At 37.4% G+C, this 19611-nt stretch carries 19 protein-coding genes; 10 read left to right on the top strand and 9 right to left on the bottom strand.

Translation table 11 applies throughout. The features are described 5' to 3' along the window. Window positions 1-4 precede the first annotated feature (4 nt). The 3 genes from leuC to leuB are packed head-to-tail and all read left to right on the top strand — an operon-like array spanning window position 5 to window position 3120. Window positions 5-1393 (top strand): 3-isopropylmalate dehydratase large subunit, encoded by a 1389-nt coding sequence (gene leuC / locus HHL23_RS02480; protein ID WP_169233236.1) that lies wholly within the window; start codon window positions 5-7, stop codon window positions 1391-1393. Window positions 1394-1409: 16 nt separating this feature from the next. Then, window positions 1410-2015 carry a 3-isopropylmalate dehydratase small subunit gene (gene leuD / locus HHL23_RS02475; protein ID WP_169233235.1) on the top strand — a complete coding sequence of 202 codons (606 nt, stop codon included), beginning with the start codon at window positions 1410-1412 and terminating at the stop codon, window positions 2013-2015. Further along, window positions 1996-3120, top strand: a complete 1125-nt coding sequence (leuB, locus tag HHL23_RS02470; RefSeq protein WP_169233234.1) for a 3-isopropylmalate dehydrogenase — start codon at window positions 1996-1998, stop codon at window positions 3118-3120. The genes leuD and leuB overlap by 20 nt, the downstream gene beginning before the upstream one ends. Window positions 3121-3700: 580 nt before the next feature. Here the strand turns inward: leuB and HHL23_RS02465 are convergent. From HHL23_RS02465 to HHL23_RS02425, 9 genes are all read right to left on the bottom strand, one after another. Continuing rightward, window positions 3701-3883: a hypothetical protein gene (locus HHL23_RS02465; RefSeq protein ID WP_169233233.1), complete on the bottom strand. Its 183-nt coding sequence runs from the start codon at window positions 3881-3883 to the stop codon at window positions 3701-3703. Between the two features lie 12 nt (window positions 3884-3895). Next, window positions 3896-4501, bottom strand: coding sequence for a DUF4230 domain-containing protein (locus HHL23_RS02460; RefSeq protein WP_169233232.1), 606 nt, complete (start codon window positions 4499-4501; stop codon window positions 3896-3898). Between the two features lie 2 nt (window positions 4502-4503). After that, window positions 4504-5070 (bottom strand): TlpA family protein disulfide reductase, encoded by a 567-nt coding sequence (locus HHL23_RS02455; protein ID WP_169233231.1) that lies wholly within the window; start codon window positions 5068-5070, stop codon window positions 4504-4506. 1 nt (window position 5071) lies between these two features. Beyond that, entirely contained in the window at window positions 5072-5539 is a 468-nt protein-coding gene (locus HHL23_RS02450; RefSeq protein ID WP_034744534.1) for a pyrophosphohydrolase domain-containing protein, read from the bottom strand. Between the two features lie 210 nt (window positions 5540-5749). Beyond that, window positions 5750-6160: a hypothetical protein gene (locus tag HHL23_RS02445; protein WP_169233230.1), complete on the bottom strand. Its 411-nt coding sequence runs from the start codon at window positions 6158-6160 to the stop codon at window positions 5750-5752. Between the two features lie 10 nt (window positions 6161-6170). Then, window positions 6171-6887, bottom strand: a complete 717-nt coding sequence (locus HHL23_RS02440) for a glycohydrolase toxin TNT-related protein (RefSeq protein WP_169233229.1) — start codon at window positions 6885-6887, stop codon at window positions 6171-6173. A 510-nt stretch (window positions 6888-7397) separates the two neighbouring features. Next, window positions 7398-10331 carry a reprolysin-like metallopeptidase gene (locus HHL23_RS02435; RefSeq protein ID WP_169233228.1) on the bottom strand — a complete coding sequence of 978 codons (2934 nt, stop codon included), beginning with the start codon at window positions 10329-10331 and terminating at the stop codon, window positions 7398-7400. A 204-nt stretch (window positions 10332-10535) separates the two neighbouring features. Further along, the gene (locus HHL23_RS02430; protein WP_169233227.1) at window positions 10536-11033 is read right to left on the bottom strand and encodes a DinB family protein; all 498 of its coding nucleotides are present in this window, start codon (window positions 11031-11033) and stop codon (window positions 10536-10538) included. Window positions 11034-11047: 14 nt separating this feature from the next. Then, window positions 11048-12187 carry an acyl-CoA dehydrogenase family protein gene (locus HHL23_RS02425; RefSeq protein WP_169233226.1) on the bottom strand — a complete coding sequence of 380 codons (1140 nt, stop codon included), beginning with the start codon at window positions 12185-12187 and terminating at the stop codon, window positions 11048-11050. A gap of 193 nt (window positions 12188-12380) precedes the next feature. Here HHL23_RS02425 and HHL23_RS02420 point away from each other — a divergent pair, with 193 nt between their 5' ends. The 7 genes from HHL23_RS02420 to HHL23_RS02390 all read left to right on the top strand — a co-directional run bounded on the left by HHL23_RS02420 (window position 12381) and on the right by HHL23_RS02390 (window position 19524). Continuing rightward, a complete protein-coding gene (locus HHL23_RS02420) occupies window positions 12381-14243 on the top strand; it encodes an endonuclease (protein WP_169233225.1) in 1863 nt (620 codons plus the stop codon). Window positions 14244-14418: 175 nt separating this feature from the next. Then, a complete protein-coding gene (locus tag HHL23_RS02415; RefSeq protein WP_169233224.1) occupies window positions 14419-15024 on the top strand; it encodes a SatD family protein in 606 nt (201 codons plus the stop codon). A gap of 2 nt (window positions 15025-15026) precedes the next feature. Then, window positions 15027-15722 carry a DUF3307 domain-containing protein gene (locus tag HHL23_RS02410; RefSeq protein ID WP_169233223.1) on the top strand — a complete coding sequence of 232 codons (696 nt, stop codon included), beginning with the start codon at window positions 15027-15029 and terminating at the stop codon, window positions 15720-15722. A 33-nt stretch (window positions 15723-15755) separates the two neighbouring features. Continuing rightward, window positions 15756-16475 (top strand): phosphoribosylaminoimidazolesuccinocarboxamide synthase, encoded by a 720-nt coding sequence (gene purC, locus HHL23_RS02405; RefSeq protein ID WP_169233222.1) that lies wholly within the window; start codon window positions 15756-15758, stop codon window positions 16473-16475. A gap of 36 nt (window positions 16476-16511) precedes the next feature. After that, window positions 16512-16871, top strand: a complete 360-nt coding sequence (locus tag HHL23_RS02400; protein ID WP_169233221.1) for a four helix bundle protein — start codon at window positions 16512-16514, stop codon at window positions 16869-16871. A 64-nt stretch (window positions 16872-16935) separates the two neighbouring features. Then, window positions 16936-18435, top strand: a complete 1500-nt coding sequence (gene purF / locus HHL23_RS02395; protein ID WP_169233220.1) for an amidophosphoribosyltransferase — start codon at window positions 16936-16938, stop codon at window positions 18433-18435. 141 nt (window positions 18436-18576) lie between these two features. Then, complete coding sequence (locus HHL23_RS02390) at window positions 18577-19524, top strand: glycerophosphodiester phosphodiesterase family protein (protein WP_169233219.1); 948 nt, start codon at window positions 18577-18579, stop codon at window positions 19522-19524. The last annotated feature ends 87 nt before the right edge of the window (window positions 19525-19611 follow it).

Below are 19611 nucleotides of genomic sequence, written 5' to 3'. Positions count from 1 at the left end.
GAATATGGACAAGAATAAAAAGACACTTTTTGACAAAGTCTGGGATGCTCACGTTGTAGAAACTATTCCCGACGGGCCTCAAATTATTTATATAGACAAACATCTGATTCATGAGGTAACCAGCCCTCAGGCTTTTGCAGAACTAGAAGCAAGAAATCTCGAAGTTTTCAGACCGAAACAGATTGTCGCTACGGCAGATCACAATGTTCCTACACTTAACCAGGAACAACCCATCAGGGATGAATTATCCAGAAACCAGGTGGAGCAGCTTACAGAGAACTGCAAAAAAAATAATATTGAATTATTTGGATTGGGGCATCAATATCAGGGGATTGTACATATCATTGCTCCTGAATTGGGGATTACCCAGCCGGGAATGAGTATTGTATGCGGAGATAGCCATACGTCCACGCACGGTGCTTTTGGAGCTATTGCTTTTGGTATTGGAACCAGTCAGGTTGCTCAGGTTTTTGCCAGTCAGTGTCTGTTGCTTAATAAACCTAAATCTATGAGGATTACCGTCAATGGAAAACTCAATGAGAATGTTCAGGCGAAAGATGTTATTCTTTATATTATTTCCAAAATCGGAACCGATGGCGGAACGGGTTATTTCTGTGAATATGCCGGAAATGTGTTTGAAGAAATGTCTATGGAGGGTAGAATGACCGTTTGTAATATGAGTATTGAAATGGGAGCCAGAGGTGGAATGATCGCACCAGATACAACGACTTTTGACTATGTAAAAGGAAAAATATTTGCTCCGAAAGGAGAGGAATGGACAGAGAAACTAGCCTACTGGGAAAACCTTAAGACGGATGAAGGAGCCATTTTTGATAAAGAATTGACCTTTGATGCATCAGAAATATTTCCAATGATCACGTACGGGACTAATCCTGGAATGGGAATTTCCGTTCATGAAGTGATTCCGGTTCCTCAGAATGAATCCGAAGAAAAAGCGCTTCAGTACATGGGACTGAAAGCCGGACAGGAAGTTTCAGGTATTAAAGTACATCATGTATTCATCGGAAGCTGTACGAATGCTAGAATAGAAGATTTCCGCTCAGCAGCCCAATATATTAAAGGAAAAAATAAGTCTGAAAGTGTAAACGCCCTGATCGTTCCGGGTTCGCAGCAGGTCGTAAAACAAATCTATGAAGAAGGTCTGGATAAGATCTTCAATGATGCAGGATTTCAGATCCGGCAGCCGGGATGTTCAGCCTGTCTTGCGATGAATGATGACAAGATCCCGGAAGGAGAGTATTGTGTTTCAACATCCAACAGGAATTTTGAAGGCAGGCAGGGGCAGGGCGCCAGAACTATTCTTGCGAGTCCGCTCACTGCTGCAAAAGCAGCTATAGAAGGAAGAATTTCGGCTTTTGAAAGCTTAAACTAAACAGATCAACAGACCAATGCAAAAATTAACATACATACAATCCCGCGCAGTACCGTTGCCGGCAGAAAACATAGATACAGACCAGATTATTCCCGCCAGATTTCTCAAAAGCATAGACAGAAAGGGTTTTGGAGAAAATCTGTTCAGAGACTGGAGATTTAATATCCATACAGGAGAACCTAATCCGGATTTTGTATTAAATAATACTAAATACAGTGGAGAGATTCTGGTTGCCGGAAATAATTTCGGTTGTGGAAGCAGCAGGGAACACGCCGCGTGGTCTTTGACGGATTATGGATTTAAAGTAATCATCTCGAGTTATTTTGCCGATATCTTTAAAGGAAATGCTTTAAACAACGGACTTCTTCCGGTAAAGGTTTCTGAAGAATTTTTAAAAGATATTTTAAAGACCGTTACTGAAAATCCTGAGTTAGAGATTACCGTGGATGTAGAACAGCAGACGATCAGTTTTAATTTTAAAACAGAAACTTTTGAACTCGATTCTTATAAAAAAATATGCCTTATTAACGGCTATGACGATATTGATTTTTTAATCAGCAAAAAACAGGCAATAAAACAGTTTGAACTAAAAACACAAAAGTATGAGCAACAGTTATTTTAAAATAGCAGTTCTTCCCGGAGACGGGATAGGTCCCGAAGTGGTCAGTGAAAGTATTAAAGTACTGGATGCTGTAGCGGAAGTATTTCAATGCCAATTTCAGTATTCCTATGGATTGATGGGGGCTGAAGCTATTTTTAAAACAGGTGATCCACTTCCAGACGAAACACTAAAAATCTGCAAAGATTCAGATGCTGTGCTGTTTGGAGCGATTGGGGACCCGGTTTTCGATAATAATCCCGAGGCAAAAGTAAGACCTGAGCAAGGTCTTTTGAAACTTCGCAAAGAATTGGGATTGTATGCCAATATCAGACCTTTGAAAACGTATCCTTCACTGATTGACAAAAGTCCCTTAAAAAGAGAGATTATTGAAGGAACGGATATTCTGATCTTCAGAGAGTTGGTAAGCGGGATTTATTTCGGTGAAAAATTTACAGATCCGGACGGTAAATATGCCTACGATGTCTGTAAATACAGCACTGAAGATATTATTCCTATCGCCCATATGGCATTTAAAGAAGCTGAAAAAAGGAAAAAGAAGCTTACATTGATTGATAAGGCTAATGTTCTGGATACTTCAAGACTTTGGAGAAAAACGTGTCAGAAAATTGCGCTACAATATCCTGATGTACAGCTGGAGTATATATTTGTAGATAATGCGGCGATGCAGCTGGTTCTTAATCCTAAGCAGTTTGATGTAATTTTGACCGAAAATATGTTCGGGGATATTATTTCCGATGAAGCAAGTGTTATCGGTGGTTCCATCGGACTTCTTCCTTCGGCATCGATAGGTGAGGAAAATGCACTTTTTGAACCTATCCACGGGTCTTATCCCCAGGCTAAAGGGAAAGGAATTGCCAATCCTGTGGCATCTATCTTAAGTACTGCTATGATGCTTGATTATCTTGAACTTCCGGAAGCTGCGGATAAACTAAGAAGGGCAGTGGAACATGCTATAGAGAACAGATGTGTGACGGTAGATCTTAATACGGAACAGCATTATACCACCAGTGAAGTGGGCAGTTTTATTGCGGATTACATCAAATATTCTGAGAAATCCTATTACAATTTCGAAAATATCAAGATCGGGAAATCCACAATCGTGTGATCATTTAAGTCCACATAATAATAGATTAGTAAGAAAGGTTCTGCTCATTCATTTGAGCGGAATCTTTCTGTTTTGACTGCTTACTATTTTACTTTTTTTAACCGCAAAAGTCACAAAAGTTTTGATTTTTTTAAATACTTTAGAGCCCTTTAGTTTCAAAAGTTTTAATCCCCTGAAATAATGAGCCGAAAATCAAAGGTTTTCAGAGAACTTAGTGTATTTAATGCGTAATGCATAAACGTTAAAAATAACTAAAGTGTTAAAAATAACTTTTATATTTTTATCTCTCACAGATTTCTCAAATGACACAGATTTTCATTTCGCGCTTTTTAAAACATTAAAATAAATGAAGAAGATAAGGAGTTAAGAAAAAATCAATGACTTTTTTAAGTTGTACGTCTCAAAAACGAAGCTAAAATTTTTGCCATCATCAACAAACTCTTTGATTTTTATAAAACTCAAGTGCTCTTCTCTGCAGCTTGAATTTAAACTTGAAATCAACTTAAGTGTTTAAAAAACTTTTGTGGCAAAAAATTTTCAATAAAAAAGATTCCACTCAAATGAGCAGAACCTTTCCATTTTATTTTTTCGTGTTATCCGTTTTTCCTGATTTATTTTTCGAAGATTTCTGAACATCTTCTTTGTCAATATCAGGAGGATTGCTTTTTTCTGATGAAGCAGGAATATTTTGAAAATCCTCGTTCTGCTTTTTCGTTTCTGCACTGTTTGCAGATTCTTTCTTTTTGTTATCTTCTGAATCCATAGCTTTACATTTTTAGAGTCCTAAAACACCGAGCTTGCCGGTTTCATCTTCTATAGTATAATTCAAAGCTTTTGCCAAAACGAAAATATTATTAAGATTTTCCATTAATTGTTTGCGGCCTTCCGTTCTCAACTGGTTCTGATCGATAGACTGAACTGCTGTTTCTTTGGCTTTCTGGCTCACATTTTTAATGTCCTTTTCAGAGATTCTGTTAAAGAAAGAATCATCCAGCGACTGAATTTCAACGCTTGGGGTAATTCTTATGTCTGCATCAGGAAGCTCAGTGATAACCAGTTTCTTATTAATGGAATCTACTTCTATCTTCATTTTGTTAAGATCATAAGACACCTGTGCATTGGTTTTGGTGTAGGTAATAATACTGTTGTTTGAAACTTCTTTTCCAAACATTTCGTAGCCCATTTTGGTTTTCTGCATGCTGGAAATATTCTGCTCCATAACCACCATTTTATTCATTCGGGATATCTGGTTGGTCAGAATATAATAATCTGATTTTTCCGTCTTTCCACCGAGGTTTAAACATGATTTAAGTCCGAAGAACAGGATCAGCATAACGAGAATTCCCGCTGCAAATGATAGGATTACTTTATAATTTCTCAACACTATTTGTTAAAAATTTCTTTGATTACAGAACTGTCATCTTTTTTCAGAATGTTTACCAGATCTCTCTCTATATATCCGCTGGTAGGCATTTCTATGATTCTTCCGATCTCTTTACCATATTTTTCCACAATAATAGTAGGAACTTTCTGGATGTTATAGCGCACCTCGTCTCCGGTAGGAGATTCCTTTTTACGGTTAACAGCAATAATAGTAAGCTTGTTGTCCGGATATTTTAATTCCTCCAAAATCTTCATCAGCCTCGGGAAATCTCTATGGCTGTCCTCACACCAGGTTCCCATAAAAACAACAAGAGAATAAGAAGTAAGTTTGGCTTTTCTAAGTTCACCAATTGCTTTCTGGTCAATAGCATATTCATCATGCTCTTTCACATACCAGTCTGCATAGGGCGCTTTTAAGAACTGCTCTTTAAATTGGTTTCCTAAAAGCATCTTGCCGTCATTCTTGCTTTCCACTTCACGGTTCATCACCACTTTTTGGGCGCTGAACTGCTGAGATGCCAGAACAAGGGTTGAAACGGCAACAATATTGGTAATAAATTTTTTCATATTATTTTTCGATAATTGTTTTTAAATCGGCAGGAGAGTAGTACTTGTTTTTAAGGACTTTATGGTCTGCTTTTCTGTATACATTAAATTTCTCTCCGGATTTTTCATAAAAAGATTCTACTTCTTTTTCTTTATAAAATGCAACAGTTTCCTCCGCCTGTTCTTCATTGTCGCAGGCTTTAGACATATTGGAACGCTGTACTTCGTTGAATAGCTCTACAAATTTACTACCAAGTCCGAACTCCAGAACGGCTCCACTTAAAACATATTGTAAATCACACAATGCATCAGCGATTTCTACAATGTCATTATCAGCAATAGCCTGCTTTAATTCATTCAATTCTTCCTGTAAAAGTTCAACTCTAAGGTTACATCTTTCCTGAGAAGGGATCTGGGGAGTATCTAAAATAGGGGCTTTAAAAGTAGTGTGGAATTCTGCAACTTGGTTCAGACTGTCAATTTTATCCATGAATTTTATTATTTACAGCAAAGATAGAAAACGATTTTGGAAAATTTGTAATGTACATGGCATATTATACCACATAAGATGATGAAAAAATTCAATGATGTTAGTGGGTTTAATTTTTCATAGCATCGTAATTTTTCTACTTATAGATCCATAAAAAAACCACAGTTTTTAAGCTGCGGTTTTTATTAAGTTCAAAATAAATCGTTCTCGTCACTCATATTTCCAGATACCTGATATTTGTAAGACTGTTAATCCGGGTTGTTTTTCGCCGTAACTGAATACGCAGAAATATTTTGAATGGCAGGATTGACAATCGGTTCCAAAATATAAAGTGGGTAAATTATTGACCGTTAATGCTCCAAAATGTAACATGCTGTTTGACGTTTCGGTAACTACTTTGTTTTGCAGTAATTCACTTTTGGATACTATTTTATCTTCATTATACAATTGGAAGATAGGGAATCCTGATTTATAGGGTATTATTTCAATGCTATTTTCATGGCCACAATCACAGCAGGTGAATGGTGTTACAGCTGAAGGTATAATTTCCTCATTGCTGAAAAAATTCTTTGCAACCTGTGCCTGTTTGAGGATGTTTATTTTTTTTGATATTGAATACATGGGAATTTATTTATTGCTGAATAACCGTACCTGCTAAGTTATTGTATTTTCCACTAGGGCTTCTTTTGATTGTGATTCTTACATATCCTTCCTGTGCCAGCTTATTCCATGTTTTCTGATACCCTGTGGTTACATCAATCGGAATTTTCCACATGGTCTGCTTACCTCCGCCCACTTGATTAAACCATGGGATGACATCGCCTACTTGAGATTTGAAAGGTAGTAAATTATTCAGAACATCTATTTCATAATAAAAATCATACTTATTTTCAGCCTGATTTAAGGCTCTTTGAGAAAAAGTGTAAACATATCCGTTGATGATCGGACTTGTAAAACTTCCTCCTAAAGTAGGGATTCCTGTGCCATCATAGCTACCTACAGCACCACTGTATCTGTCAAATCTTTGTCCGGCCTGAAAAGAGACATCGTCATAGATGTTGTATCCGCCGTTTGCAGGTGGCCAGCCTCCATTCAGATTGTTAACATTAAACAGAGCTTCCAGTTCAGTCCATTTTCCCAGCTTGTATAAATCAAATGCCTGATTTCTGATTGTTGGGCTTACAGTTCCTGTTGTATCATAGGTTAAAGCAAATTCCTCCGCATTTTTATAGAATACATGGGTCACGGCTCCCGTTGTAATGTCAATCTCATCTTCTCTGTCTGAGCTACATGCAATGGAAAAAGAAGCCATTGTGAAAAATAGGAAGTACTTAAATAAATGTTTCATAATAAAAGTTTTAATGGTTATTTAATTTTTTTTTGAGGCAATATGCTATTAATCCCTTCCTGAAAAACAATTTTGTCTTTATGATACTATGACAACCAGAAATCACTTTAGTAATTTACTTTTTGTAATCATAGAGCACCCATTTTAAAGCAAAATAAATTCTGATCGAGAATAGGAGGAAAAGCAACGGTAGGGTTGCCAACTTAGGAATTCAATGCAGAACTTCCCTTTAATAAAAGCTGGTTTAACGGTACAATGAAAGAATAGTTTCGAGTGATAAATTTAAATTAAAAAATCATATAATAGTGAATTTTTTCAAAATAAAACATTATTAGTATTGGAGGTTTGTTAATTGAGATGTTTTTAACAACAAATTTTCATGTTTTACAGTTTATTTTATTTGAAGAGCAATAGTCTTATAGTATCATTTATAATCTATCAATGATCATACATCAAAAAAAGACCGCTCATTGCTGAACGGCCTTTTTAAAGTGTTTACTTTAATGATTATTAGTTTTTGATGAATCTCTTGGCAGCTTCTCCAACCTGGATCATATAAGCACCTTTGATAAGTCCGCTTACATTGACACTGCCCCTTTCTAGTTTTCCTGAATTAATTAGTTTTCCACCCATATCGAAGATTTTATAATCTTCAGATGTCGTATTTGAAATATGTAATATATCTCTTACAGGATTTGGATACAGTCTGATATCAGTGTTAGCGATTAGATCTCTGGTACCAGATAATTCTCCTTTTCCTGAAGAAACGATATTCAGCGTATAGTCTTCCACCTGTCCGTAAGTATAAGCTTCACATGAAGAAGTAGGTACAGAACTGTACTTCATCATCACTCTCATTCTTGTGGATCCGATTGTAGCGGTTGCAGGGATCGTGATGCTTCCCGTTACAGGAGTTGTTGTAGAGCCTGCTTTAGACCATGCCAGTTCTCCGCTGTCTGTAAAGTCGCCGTCACCGTTATAATCGATATAGACTGCGTAGGCTTCACTGTAAACAGTTGACGTCCATGTTGGAGTTACCGAGATCGTATAGGCGCTTCCTCTCGTTACATTGGTAGAAACGGAAGTGAAGTTTTCATAACCTGCTGTTCCTGTTGACGTATTATTGATTGTTCCGAATTTTACGTTCCCGATTCTTTCATCAGCAGTATTGCTGGCAGAAGATGAGCAATAAGTCACTGTACCTCCGGTAAGCGTTGTAACGCTCACGGTGTTGCTTGAAGGAGAAGCATTTCCAGCTGCATCTTTAGATTTAACCGTGAAACTGTAAGTTGTTGCTGGTGTTAAGCTGGTTACAGTATAAGTGGTAGATGCTGTATTACCGATCAAAGATCCGTTCATGTAAACATCGTATCCTGTAACACCTACATTGTCGGTTGCTCCGCTCCAGGACAGATTGGTAGTCGTAGCTGTAGTTCCGGAAGCCGCAAGGGTAGGCGCTGTAGGAGCTACAGTATCTGTTCCTGATCCAGCATTGACCGTAATATTGGCGTTATTAACATCAAAGAAAATGTGGTTGGAGCCTTTTACCATAATTCTTCCTGTTGTAGTGGATGAATTAGGAATGGTCACAGCCTGCGTTCCATCGTTTGGTGTTCCGGCAAGAAGGGTAGTCCAGGTATTTCCGCTGTCTGTTGACCAAAGAATGTCTACATTGGCAGCATTGACACCGTTAGCAGTAGTTCCTGCTACATTCCAGGTAACCGTTTGTGAGCTTCCTCCTGCATATGATATTGCTGAGTTTTGTGAAGAAACACTGAATGGTCCTGCTGTTCCGTTTACCGTGATCAGGGCGTCATCAGAATTATTTCCTGAACCTCCGGCTCTGTTGTCACGAACTGTAAATCTGAAATTTAATGATCTTGCAACATTGGACAAAGCTTCCACTGTGATTTCTGAACCGGCAGTGGTAGTGGCTCCTGTTAATATCGATGCCATTCTAGGGAAATACCTTGTTGGAGACGTTACAGGGGTCCATGATCTGAATGTTGGGCCTGTCGCTTTTGTGGCACTCGCTGCAGAGCTTGCTCCTGTTTGAGAAGAAGAAGCATTATCCATCTGTTCCCAGATATAAGTTAATGAGTCTCCGTTGGCATCGGTTCCCGTTCCTGTTAACATGAATGGGGTGCCTTTTGGAATAGTATAATCAAGACCGGCACTGGCGGTAGGAATGGCATTTCCTGTAGAAGTACTTACCGGGCATGTTTTAGCTTTAATATTATTGGTGATCTGTTGGATGCTCACCGCATGGAAGAATGCATCAGAATGCGGCTGGATATCCTGGGCTGTAATTCCTGCATATCCCATAATGGTAGATCCGGAGCCAGGTTCCATATTAACACCTGTGCCTTCATTTCCATGAGAGAAAGTATGGTTTCCTCCAAACTGATGACCAAGTTCGTGAGCTACGTAATCAATATCGAAGTTATCTCCTGAAGGAATAGCGTCTGCCGGAGAAGTATATCCACTGCCTTTTGAACCGTTGGTACAGATACAGCCAATACATCCTGCATTTCCGCCACCTCCAGAGGCTCCGAATAAGTGTCCGACGTCATAATTCGCTTCCCCGATCACTGAAGTCAGGGTGCTTTGAAGCTGGGAATTCCAGCTGCTCATTCCTGAAGCCGCAGAATAGGGGTCTGTAGAAGCATTGGTATAAATCACAGCATCATTATTGGCGATCAGAACCATTCTTGCTGCAAAATCTTTTTCAAAAACACCGTTGACACGGGTCATGGTATTGTTGATTGCAGCCAGTGCATTTGCTTTAGTTCCTCCAAAATATACAGTGTATTCTCCTGTAGTTGAAAGTGCCAGCCTGAATGTTCTCAGTTTGGCATCATCTGCATTCGGTCTTGCAGCTATATTGGAGTTCGATACGCCTTTCTGAGCTACATCAATAACAGTACATTCAAATTTGTTGAGATTATCTTTTTTATCAGATTTTTTGTATACCACATAAGACGACAGATCTTTGGCATATGGCTCAATGAAGACTGCAGATTTATCACCATAAATTTCCATAGAGGATAGCCCAAGTGAGGAAATACTGAAATAAACTGTTGAATTGGGATCGTTAAGGCCTTCGCCTACATAAGATTTGATATCCGGATATTTCGCAGCAAGCTGAGGGTCAAAGTTGGAATTTTCTCTTACTTTAAAGTTTTCCATCTTTCCTTCAGAATTAGGAAAAGAGATGATGGTTTCTGATTTCTCTCCTGGAGCGAGTCTTTTGGGAGCTTTTGCAAGAGCGTTCTTTAATCCTGCAAAATCCAGGCTGTAGATTTTCGGATTATTGATTTGGGTTTTGTTTTCAAAAATGTCTGAAGGTGCTTTTTTTGAACCTTCACTCCAGAGACGGTCAGTCTGCGCGAAAGAAATGCCCGTAATAAGAAGCATTCCGATCATGGATAATTGTTTTTTCATATCAAGTAATTATTTTGATTGTGGAATATCAAAGCTAATAAAAATTATGTTACGAAAAACAAAATTATTTAAGAAAATTTCTGAGTATGCATTTAAAGTATTATGCAATACATTAAGTATAGTTGAAAACACATTATCTCAAAAAAAGAAAATAGCACACGTAAAATACGTATGCTATTCATTTATTGATAGAATAATTCTCTATTACATTTTATCGTCAGCAGTAGGTCCGTAAAGTCCCGGAACCTTATTTCCTGTTGATCTTAAATAAACCACAAGCTCACCTCTGTGATGATACAGGTGATTGTATAAAAATCCTCTGATTACCTGTATTCTTTGAGTAAGAGGGAAAATAGCGTTTCCGTTCATTTCCATTTTCCATTCATTGAAATAAGTGGTTTCATCTGAATTTTCTAAAACTTTTTGAGCTTTGGCTACATTTTCTTCAAATTTTGCCACAATGTTCTCCGCTTTAGAAATATCACCTTTATCATACTGGTAAGTTCCCATATCAAAAACATTAAGATTGAAGGTAGACTCATACCAGTTATAAACTTCTGCAATGTGGGAAGCCAGTTGGGCTGTCGTCCAGTTTTTCTCCGACGGTTTCCAGTCTAAGGCACTGTCCGGAATTGCTTTTAAAATTTTTCTGGTATTTTCCGCTTCATGCAGAAACTCACCTAAAAGAGCTTGTTTAATCATTTGTGTTGTTTTTATTATTTTGTAATATCTCTTCCGATCACCATTCTCTGGATCTCTGAAGTTCCTTCACCGATTGTACATAATTTAGAATCTCTGTAGAATTTCTCAGCAGGGAAGTCCTTGGTGTAACCGTAACCTCCAAAGATCTGAACAGCATTGTTAGAAATCCTCACACATGCTTCAGAAGCATACAGTTTGGCCATTGCTCCTTCTTTAGTCATTTTTTGCTTGGCATTTTTCAAGGTTGAAGCTCTTTGGATTAAAAGTTCAGCAGCGTCAATTTCAGTTGCCATATCAGCAAGCATAAAGTTGATGGCCTGGAATTCAGCGATTGCTTTTCCAAACTGATGTCTTTCCTTAGCATATTTTAAAGCAGCTTTATAAGCTCCTCTTGCTGTTCCCAAACTTAAAGCAGCGATAGAAATTCTTCCACCGTCCAAAATTTTCATGGCCTGCTTAAATCCTTCTCCTACTTCTCCCAAACGGTGTGAATCCGGTACACGAACACTGTCAAAGATAAGTTCAGCGGTTTCAGAAGCACGCATTCCTAATTTATTTTCCTTCTTTCCTGAAGTAAAACCAGGCATTCCTTTTTCCAGAACAAAAGCAGTAGAGTTGTTTTTAGCACCTATTTCACCTGTTCTCGTCATTACTACAGCGATATCTCCTGAGATGGCATGAGTGATGAAGTTTTTAGCTCCGTTGATGATCCATTCATCACCATCTTTTATAGCAGTAGTAGACATACCTCCTGAATCAGAGCCTGTATTGTGTTCTGTAAGTCCCCAGGCACCGATTACTTTTCCTGAAGCCAATTGCGGAAGCCATTTGTTTCTCTGTTCTTCATTTCCAAACTCATAAATATGATTGGTACAAAGTGAATTGTGTGCTGCCACAGAAAGACCAATAGACGGGTCTACCTGAGAGATTTCATCCAGAATAGTAACATATTCATGATAGCCTAAACCGGAACCTCCGTACTGTTCAGGAACTACAATCCCCATAAATCCCATTTCTCCTAACTGGTGAAATAAGTCTTTTGGAAACGTTTGGCTCTCGTCCCACTCCATAATATTAGGTCTGATATTTTTCTCAGCAAATTCTCTTGCTGTTTCCGCTATCATTTTAATGTTGTCAATAGTCTCTGTGTTCATATAGATAAAATAGTTAGTTCCCAAAGATAATTAAATTGACGGAAAGCCAAAAATAATTATTAAGGTCGTAGTATCTTATACGCAATATTTTAGTAATCAATTTTTTATATTTTCAGAATTAATGATTTTTTAATAAATTATTCAGAACTTTAAGTGTTTTAATTTACTATTTTAGCCTCCCAATTTTTAAGGTATGAAAAAAATTCTACTTCCTATTATTCTAATTTCTTCATTTGTTTCTGCCCAGGTTCCGGCGGGATATTATGACGGAACAGCCGGACTTACAGGCTATACGCTGAAGTCTAAATTGCATGATATTATTTCTGAAAAGAATGTGAACTGGCATTATGGTGATTTGCAAAATATTTATAATCAGACAGATTTAGATAAATATTATGATCATGGTCCGACTAATACTACCATTCTATTGGATATTTATTCAGAGATCCCTTCTGGCCCTGATTCTTATGAATATACTTCAGCCAACCTGATCAGTACTTCAGGAGCTGAAGGATTAGGGTACAACAGGGAGCATGTGGTCCCACAAAGTACTTTTGACAGTAATTATCCCATGTATTCAGATTTACATTTTGTTATCCCTACAGATGCAAGAATCAATCAGCTTAGAAATAATTATCCTTATGGTGTTGGGAATTCCACGGTTCATTATACATTTACAAACTCATCCAAAATTGCCAATAGTGCTATTCCCGGTTATGTTTATACGAACAGGGTTTATGAGCCTGTGGATGAATTCAAAGGAGATATTGCGAGGATGCTGCTTTATTTTACTGTAAGATATGAAAATAAGCTGCCTTCATTTAATTACTCAACCAATATTAACCCTGTGATAGACCGATCTCCTTTGGATGGAACCGCAGAACGGGCTTTTGATCCTGCTTATATTTCGATGCTTCTTCAATGGCACCTTCAGGATCCTGTATCTCAAAGGGAAACAGACCGGAATAATGCCATCTATACTATTCAGAAAAACAGAAACCCTTTTATTGATAACCCTCAATGGGTAAATTCTATTTGGGTGCAGACCCCTGACGCTGTTACGCCTCAGACCCCTTTAAGTTTAAACTCCATTCAATCCGGGGCTTACTACGCTCATTTAGTATGGTCGCCAAGTACGAGTTCAGATGTTATCGGATATAATATTTATCAGAATGGTGTTCTCGTAGCCAGTACAAAATCTACATCTATAGTTATTGATCATCTGACGCCTTCCACTTCTTATTCATTTACCGTAAAAGCATATGACCAGGGTTATTTACAATCTCCTGACAGCAATTCAATTACGGTATCCACATCAGCTGCAGACACAAATTCGAAAGATCTCTTTATCGTTAAATATATTGAAGGAACAGGGAATAACAAAGCTTTGGAAATTGTAAACAAGACCGGTCATGAAGTAGATTTAAACAATTACAGCATAAGAATACAATATTACAATAGTTTATATGATTCTTATTATTATGGTAACAGTTTTGAACTTGAAGGAAAAATACCTAATAATCAAAATTTCGTTATTCTGAACCCTAAATCTGGATTATCATGTTACACTAATAATGATGCACATTTTCTTACAGCAGGTGATGCTTTAACTTTTGCAGGAGCCCAATATGTAGAGTTGGCCTATAAGTCAGCAACAGTTGATGCTATAGGAAGCAAGTTTGTAAGTAATTCATACGGAGATGTTTCTCTTTACAGAAAAGCTACGGTAAGCCAGCCAACAACGACTTTCACTGTGGGTGAGTGGGATTCTTATCCTGTTAATTACTGCCAGGACCCTGGTGTATTATCTACAACCGATCTGATCGCTTCCAACAAAGAGTTTAAAATATATCCGAATCCTGTTGATGATAATCTTTTCGTAAGTGGAGAGACTCAAGATGTAAAAACAGCTCAGATATTAGATACGTCAGGAAAAGTAATCTATACTGAGAAAGATCCGTTCAGAAACAATAAAAATATTTCTGTGCAGAATATTTCTACTGGTTTCTATTTCTTAAAACTCGATGAGAAAGTCTATCAGTTTATTAAAAAATAACTGAGTTAGAATATCATGTTTTTTGGCCGTTTTATGCTTTTAACTTTTTGCATAATTCGCTAAAAAGCTTGTGAACAATACATAATTGATATAAGCAGATTCACTAATAATCAATATCTATAAGTGTTTCTGCTTATATTTTTTATTTATAAGTAATTATGCTTATATTTGCACAATGATAGCGGTCATAACCGGTGATATTATAAATTCACAGCATGCAGACACAGAAGTTTGGATCACCAGACTCAAGAATCTCCTGGAAAACTGGGGAAGTTCACCGCTCGCATGGGAAATCTACAGGGGAGACGAGTTTCAGTTCAAATGTAGCATTGATGAAGTATTTTGGCGTTTTCTAGCCATTAAGTCCCTTATAAGAAGTCAGGAAAATTTAGATGTAAGAATTGCCATAGGTATTGGTGAAGAGAATTTTTCCTCCGAAAAGATCACGGAGTCCAACGGAACGGCCTATGTGAATTCCGGACGATTACTGAATGATCTTAAAAGCGACGGTCATACCGTTTCCATAAAAACATCAAGCGAATCCGTAGACAGGGATTTAAATATACTCCTGAAATGGTCTTCAAAAGATTTTGACAGTTGGACGGTAGCGACGGCAGAAATCATTCACGAAATGATCATGAACCAAGATCTCACCCAGGAAGACCTCGCCAGGAAATTTGCGATCTCACAGTCCTCGGTAAGTCAGAGACTGAAACGCGCGAACTACGAGCTTATCGTAGAAACTAATCAATATTTTAGAAAGAAAATCTCAGAACTGTAAGCATGATCTTTACTAAACTCATATTGGCACATCTACTCGGAGATTTTGTTCTTCAGCCAAACTCTTGGGTTGCAGATAAAGAACGCCGTAAGCTGAAAAGCCCGTATTTGTATGTTCATGTTCTGATTCATACTGTTTTAAGTTTTATTTTTCTTTGGAACACAGAGTTGTGGTGGGTTTCACTGCTTGTCGGAATCACACATCTTATCATTGATGCTTCAAAACTGGTCTTCCAAAACGTAAAAAATAAAAAAGCCTGGTTTTTTATTGACCAGTTGCTGCATATTCTTGTCATCTTGGGAATCTCATTCTATTTTAAGGAATTCAATTTCGATTTTTTAAGCAATAATGAGTTCTTAAAGATATTGATGGCAGTATTGTTCCTGACCACACCGGCTTCGATTTTCATAAAAATACTATTGTCTTCGTGGACTCCGGTTCCGGAAACACAAAGCAGCTTACAGACCGAATCTCTATCGAGTGCAGGAAAATATATCGGGATCTTGGAGCGTCTCTTGGTATTTACCTTTATTATGGTGAATCACTGGGAGGGCGTAGGTTTTATGGTGGCTGCCAAATCGGTCTTCAGGTTCAGCGATCTGGCACAGGCTAAGCAGAGAAAACTCACGGAATATGTGCTGATTGGTACTTTGCTGAGTTTCGGATTGGCTGTTTTAACAGGAATTTTAATTAAGTAATATAAAATAAATCTAACTAATAAGAATTTAGAAATGGAAAAGAAAGAAATGTTGTACGAAGGTAAAGCAAAACAGGTATTTGCTACCGATAATCCTAACGAAGTAGTGGTACGTTTTAAAGACGATGCTACAGCATTTAATGCTCAAAAGAAAGGACAGGTTGATCTGAAAGGCGAAATGAACAACGCGATCACCACTTTGATTTTTGAATATTTAAATGAAAAAGGGGTTAAAACTCATTTCATTAAACAACTAAACGAAAGAGAGCAGCTGGTAAAAAAAGTATCAATCATTCCATTGGAAATGGTAGTAAGAAACTACTCTGCAGGAAGTATGGCTCAAAGACTGGGTGTGGAAGAAGGAATTAAATCTCCGGTGACCATCTTCGATATCTGCTACAAAAAAGACGAATTGGGAGATCCGCTTATCAACGATCACCACGCCGTTTTCTTAGGAGCAGCAACCTATGAGGAGCTTGCAGAAATGTATAAACTTACTGAAGGTATCAACGAAATTCTAATTGATCTTTTTGACAAAATGAATATCATCCTGGTTGATTTCAAAATTGAATTAGGAAAAACAGCAGACGGGGAGATCATCCTTGCCGATGAAATTTCTCCTGATACATGCAGACTTTGGGATAAAGATACGATGAAGAAACTGGATAAAGACAGATTCAGAAGAGATCTTGGAGAAGTTACTGAAGCTTACGTTGAAATCTACAACAGATTGAAAAATTTACTGGGTAAGTAAATTTGAGAAGTTAGAAGTTAGATATTAGAAATTAGTATGAAATCGCACCGGATAGAAGATTTAAAGGTTTGGAAAAAATCGATGGCTTTGGTAAAAGAAGTTTATTTGGTTTCTGCCGAACTACCAAATGAGGAAAAATTTGGTTTATTATCTCAAATAAGAAGATGTGCAGTTTCAATACCGTCTAATATTGCTGAAGGAGCGGGAAGAAATAATAAAAACGAGTTCTATCAATTTCTTGGAATTGCATTTGGTTCTACTTATGAGCTACAAACCCAGTTACAGTTATTAATAGATCTTAATTTTATTTTTGAAGTTAAAATAGTACCTTTAAAAGAACTTTTAGCTGAAATTCAGAAAATGATATACTCATTAAAAGAAAGTTTAAAATTATAATTGAAGTTAACTTAGACTAGATTCTAACATCTAATATCTAACTTCTAATTTAGAAAAAATAGAAATGAAAAGTTTAGACATTCATAAAAGTGAATATTTAAAACAATTTGAAACTCAAACCTACGGAAGAAATCTCTTCAGAACGCAGGAAGAAGAAAGACTGGATGCTCCGAATGAGGAGTGCGGTATCTTCGGAATGTATTCAGATAATGATCTTGATACGTTTTCACTTTCGCAGTTCGGGCTTTTTGCATTACAGCACAGAGGCCAGGAAGCTTGCGGTATTTCTGTTCTTAAAGACGGAAAAATTACCAATATGAAAGATGAAGGTTTGGTTTTGGATGTTTATAAAGAGATCCAGGATCCTGAAGCTTTTATGGGAAATTCTGCGATCGGGCACACCCGTTACACGACTGCAGGAGACAAAAAGAAATATAACTTTCAGCCGTTCTTCGCCAAAAACGAATACGACCAGATTATACTTTCTATAGCGCATAACGGTAATCTGACCAATGCAAGAGAATTAAAAAATGAGTTGGAAGCTGAAGGCGTAGTTTTCAGAGCCACTTCCGATTCTGAGGTTATCTTAAGATTAATCCAGAAAAATCTTGATCTAGGCTTACGTGGTGCTATCAAAGCAACCATGGAAAAAATAGAAGGTGCATATTCGGTCGTAGGAATGACGAGAAATAAATTCTTTGCATTCAGAGATTTCAACGGAATTCGCCCTTTAGTTTTAGGTGCTGTTGACGAAAAAACATATGTTGTTGCTTCAGAATCTGTTGCTTTAGATGCGGTTGGAGCGCAATATGTCCGTGATATTTTACCGGGTGAAATCATTTATACAAATGAAAACGAACCGGGTAAGCTTAATTCTTACATGGTGAATGAAGCGAGAGGCAAGCAAAGGATCTGTTCTTTTGAATACATCTATTTCGCAAGACCTGACTCTACCTTAGAAAATATCAATGTATACGAGATCAGAGAAAAATCAGGTGAAAAGATTTGGGAACAGGCACCTGTAGATGCCGATATTGTCATTGGAGTTCCAGATTCAGGAGTTCCGGCTGCAATAGGGTTCTCAAAAGCTTCCGGCATCCCATTCCGTCCTGTTCTGATCAAAAACAGATACATCGGAAGAAGTTTCATTGTTCCTACACAGGAAATGAGAGAAAGGGTAGTTAACCTTAAGCTAAACCCGATTATTTCTGAGATCAAGGATAAAAGAGTAGTGATCATCGATGATTCTATCGTAAGAGGAACTACTTCCAAGAGATTGGTGAAGATATTGAAAGACGCAGGAGTAAAAGAGATTCACTTCAGAAGTGTTTCTCCGCCTATTATTGCACCATGTTACTTAGGAATCGATACGCCTTCAAAAGACGATTTGATTTCAGCGAATATGACTACTGAAGAACTTAGAGATTATCTGGGTGTAGACTCTTTGGAGTTCTTAAGCACAGAAAACCTGAAAGAAATTTTAGGGTCTTCCAATCACTGTTTCGGATGTTTTACAGAAGAATATCCCGTAGGAAAAGGAGAGGAGGTAGAATTATTCAATTAATATTCTACGATTTAAAATAAAAAAGAAGCCAGGCATTACGTCTGGCTCTTTTTGTTTTTATAAATGTATCAAAAGCTTAATGTTCATTTATTATATGGTATAAGTGCAAATTCTAAATTTGTTCCTTTAAAATTTAACGATATGAAAAACGTATTTTTAACGGTCGCTTTTCTGGTATTGGCACAATGGTATTTCTGTCAGTCTTTCGATAATCAGGCGCATCGCGGAGGAAAATCCCTATATCCCGAAAATACAATTCCGGCCATGAAGAATGCCCTGAAAATGAACGTTACGACACTAGAAATGGATCTTGCTGTCACAAAGGACAAAAAAGTAATCCTTTCCCATGATGCCTTCCTTTCCCCTGAGTTAATAACAAAGCAGGATGGAACCTATATTCCGAAAGACTCCGGGTTTTACTATAAAATTTATGATATGCCCTATGCAAAGATCCAGACATTTGATGTAGGCTTAAAGAAACTTGATCGCTATCCCGACCAAAAGAAGATGAAGGTTCAAAAACCGCTCTTCGCAGACGTAATAGCTGCATGTGAAGCTTACTCCCGTGAACTGAAAAGACCTTTGCCTTTTTATAATATAGAAACCAAAACACGTCCTTTTTCTGACCATATATTTCATCCGGAACCTAAGGAATTCGTAGATCTAATGATGAAAATCATTATTAAAAAAGGTATTCAGGACCGGGTAATCATTCAGTCGTTTGATCCCAGAACCCTGGAAATCATCCATAAAGAATATCCTAAGATCATGACTGCTCTTCTGGTAGAAAAAGTAGATGATAAAAAGATAGCACAGCAGCAGGCTCATTTCGAAAACATACCAGCCGAAAAATTCAGGCAGTATCCGAATCATTTGAATGGGGTAGCCGGAGATATGAAATTTCTAAGTTTTATCCCTACTATTTACAGCCCTGATCATACACTTGTTACTTCAACACTTGTACAGGAATGCCATGCATTAGGTATGAAAGTCATCCCATGGACTGTCAATACAAAAGAAAGATTAAAAGAACTAAAAGACATGGGAATAGACGGAGTAATCAGCGATGATCCGCGAATATTTAAATAACTTCTTATGTCTTTGTTGAATATAATTAGACATGAAATCTTTTATAGCAGTGTCAGTCAACATAAAGCTTTCTGACTCCTCAAACCC

Origin of the sequence: Chryseobacterium antibioticum (genome assembly GCF_012927325.1) — a bacterium.
GTDB lineage: Bacteria > Bacteroidota > Bacteroidia > Flavobacteriales > Weeksellaceae > Chryseobacterium > Chryseobacterium antibioticum.
Note: the sequence above shows the minus strand (reverse complement) of the source record. Positions and strands in the feature narration are given on the sequence as shown.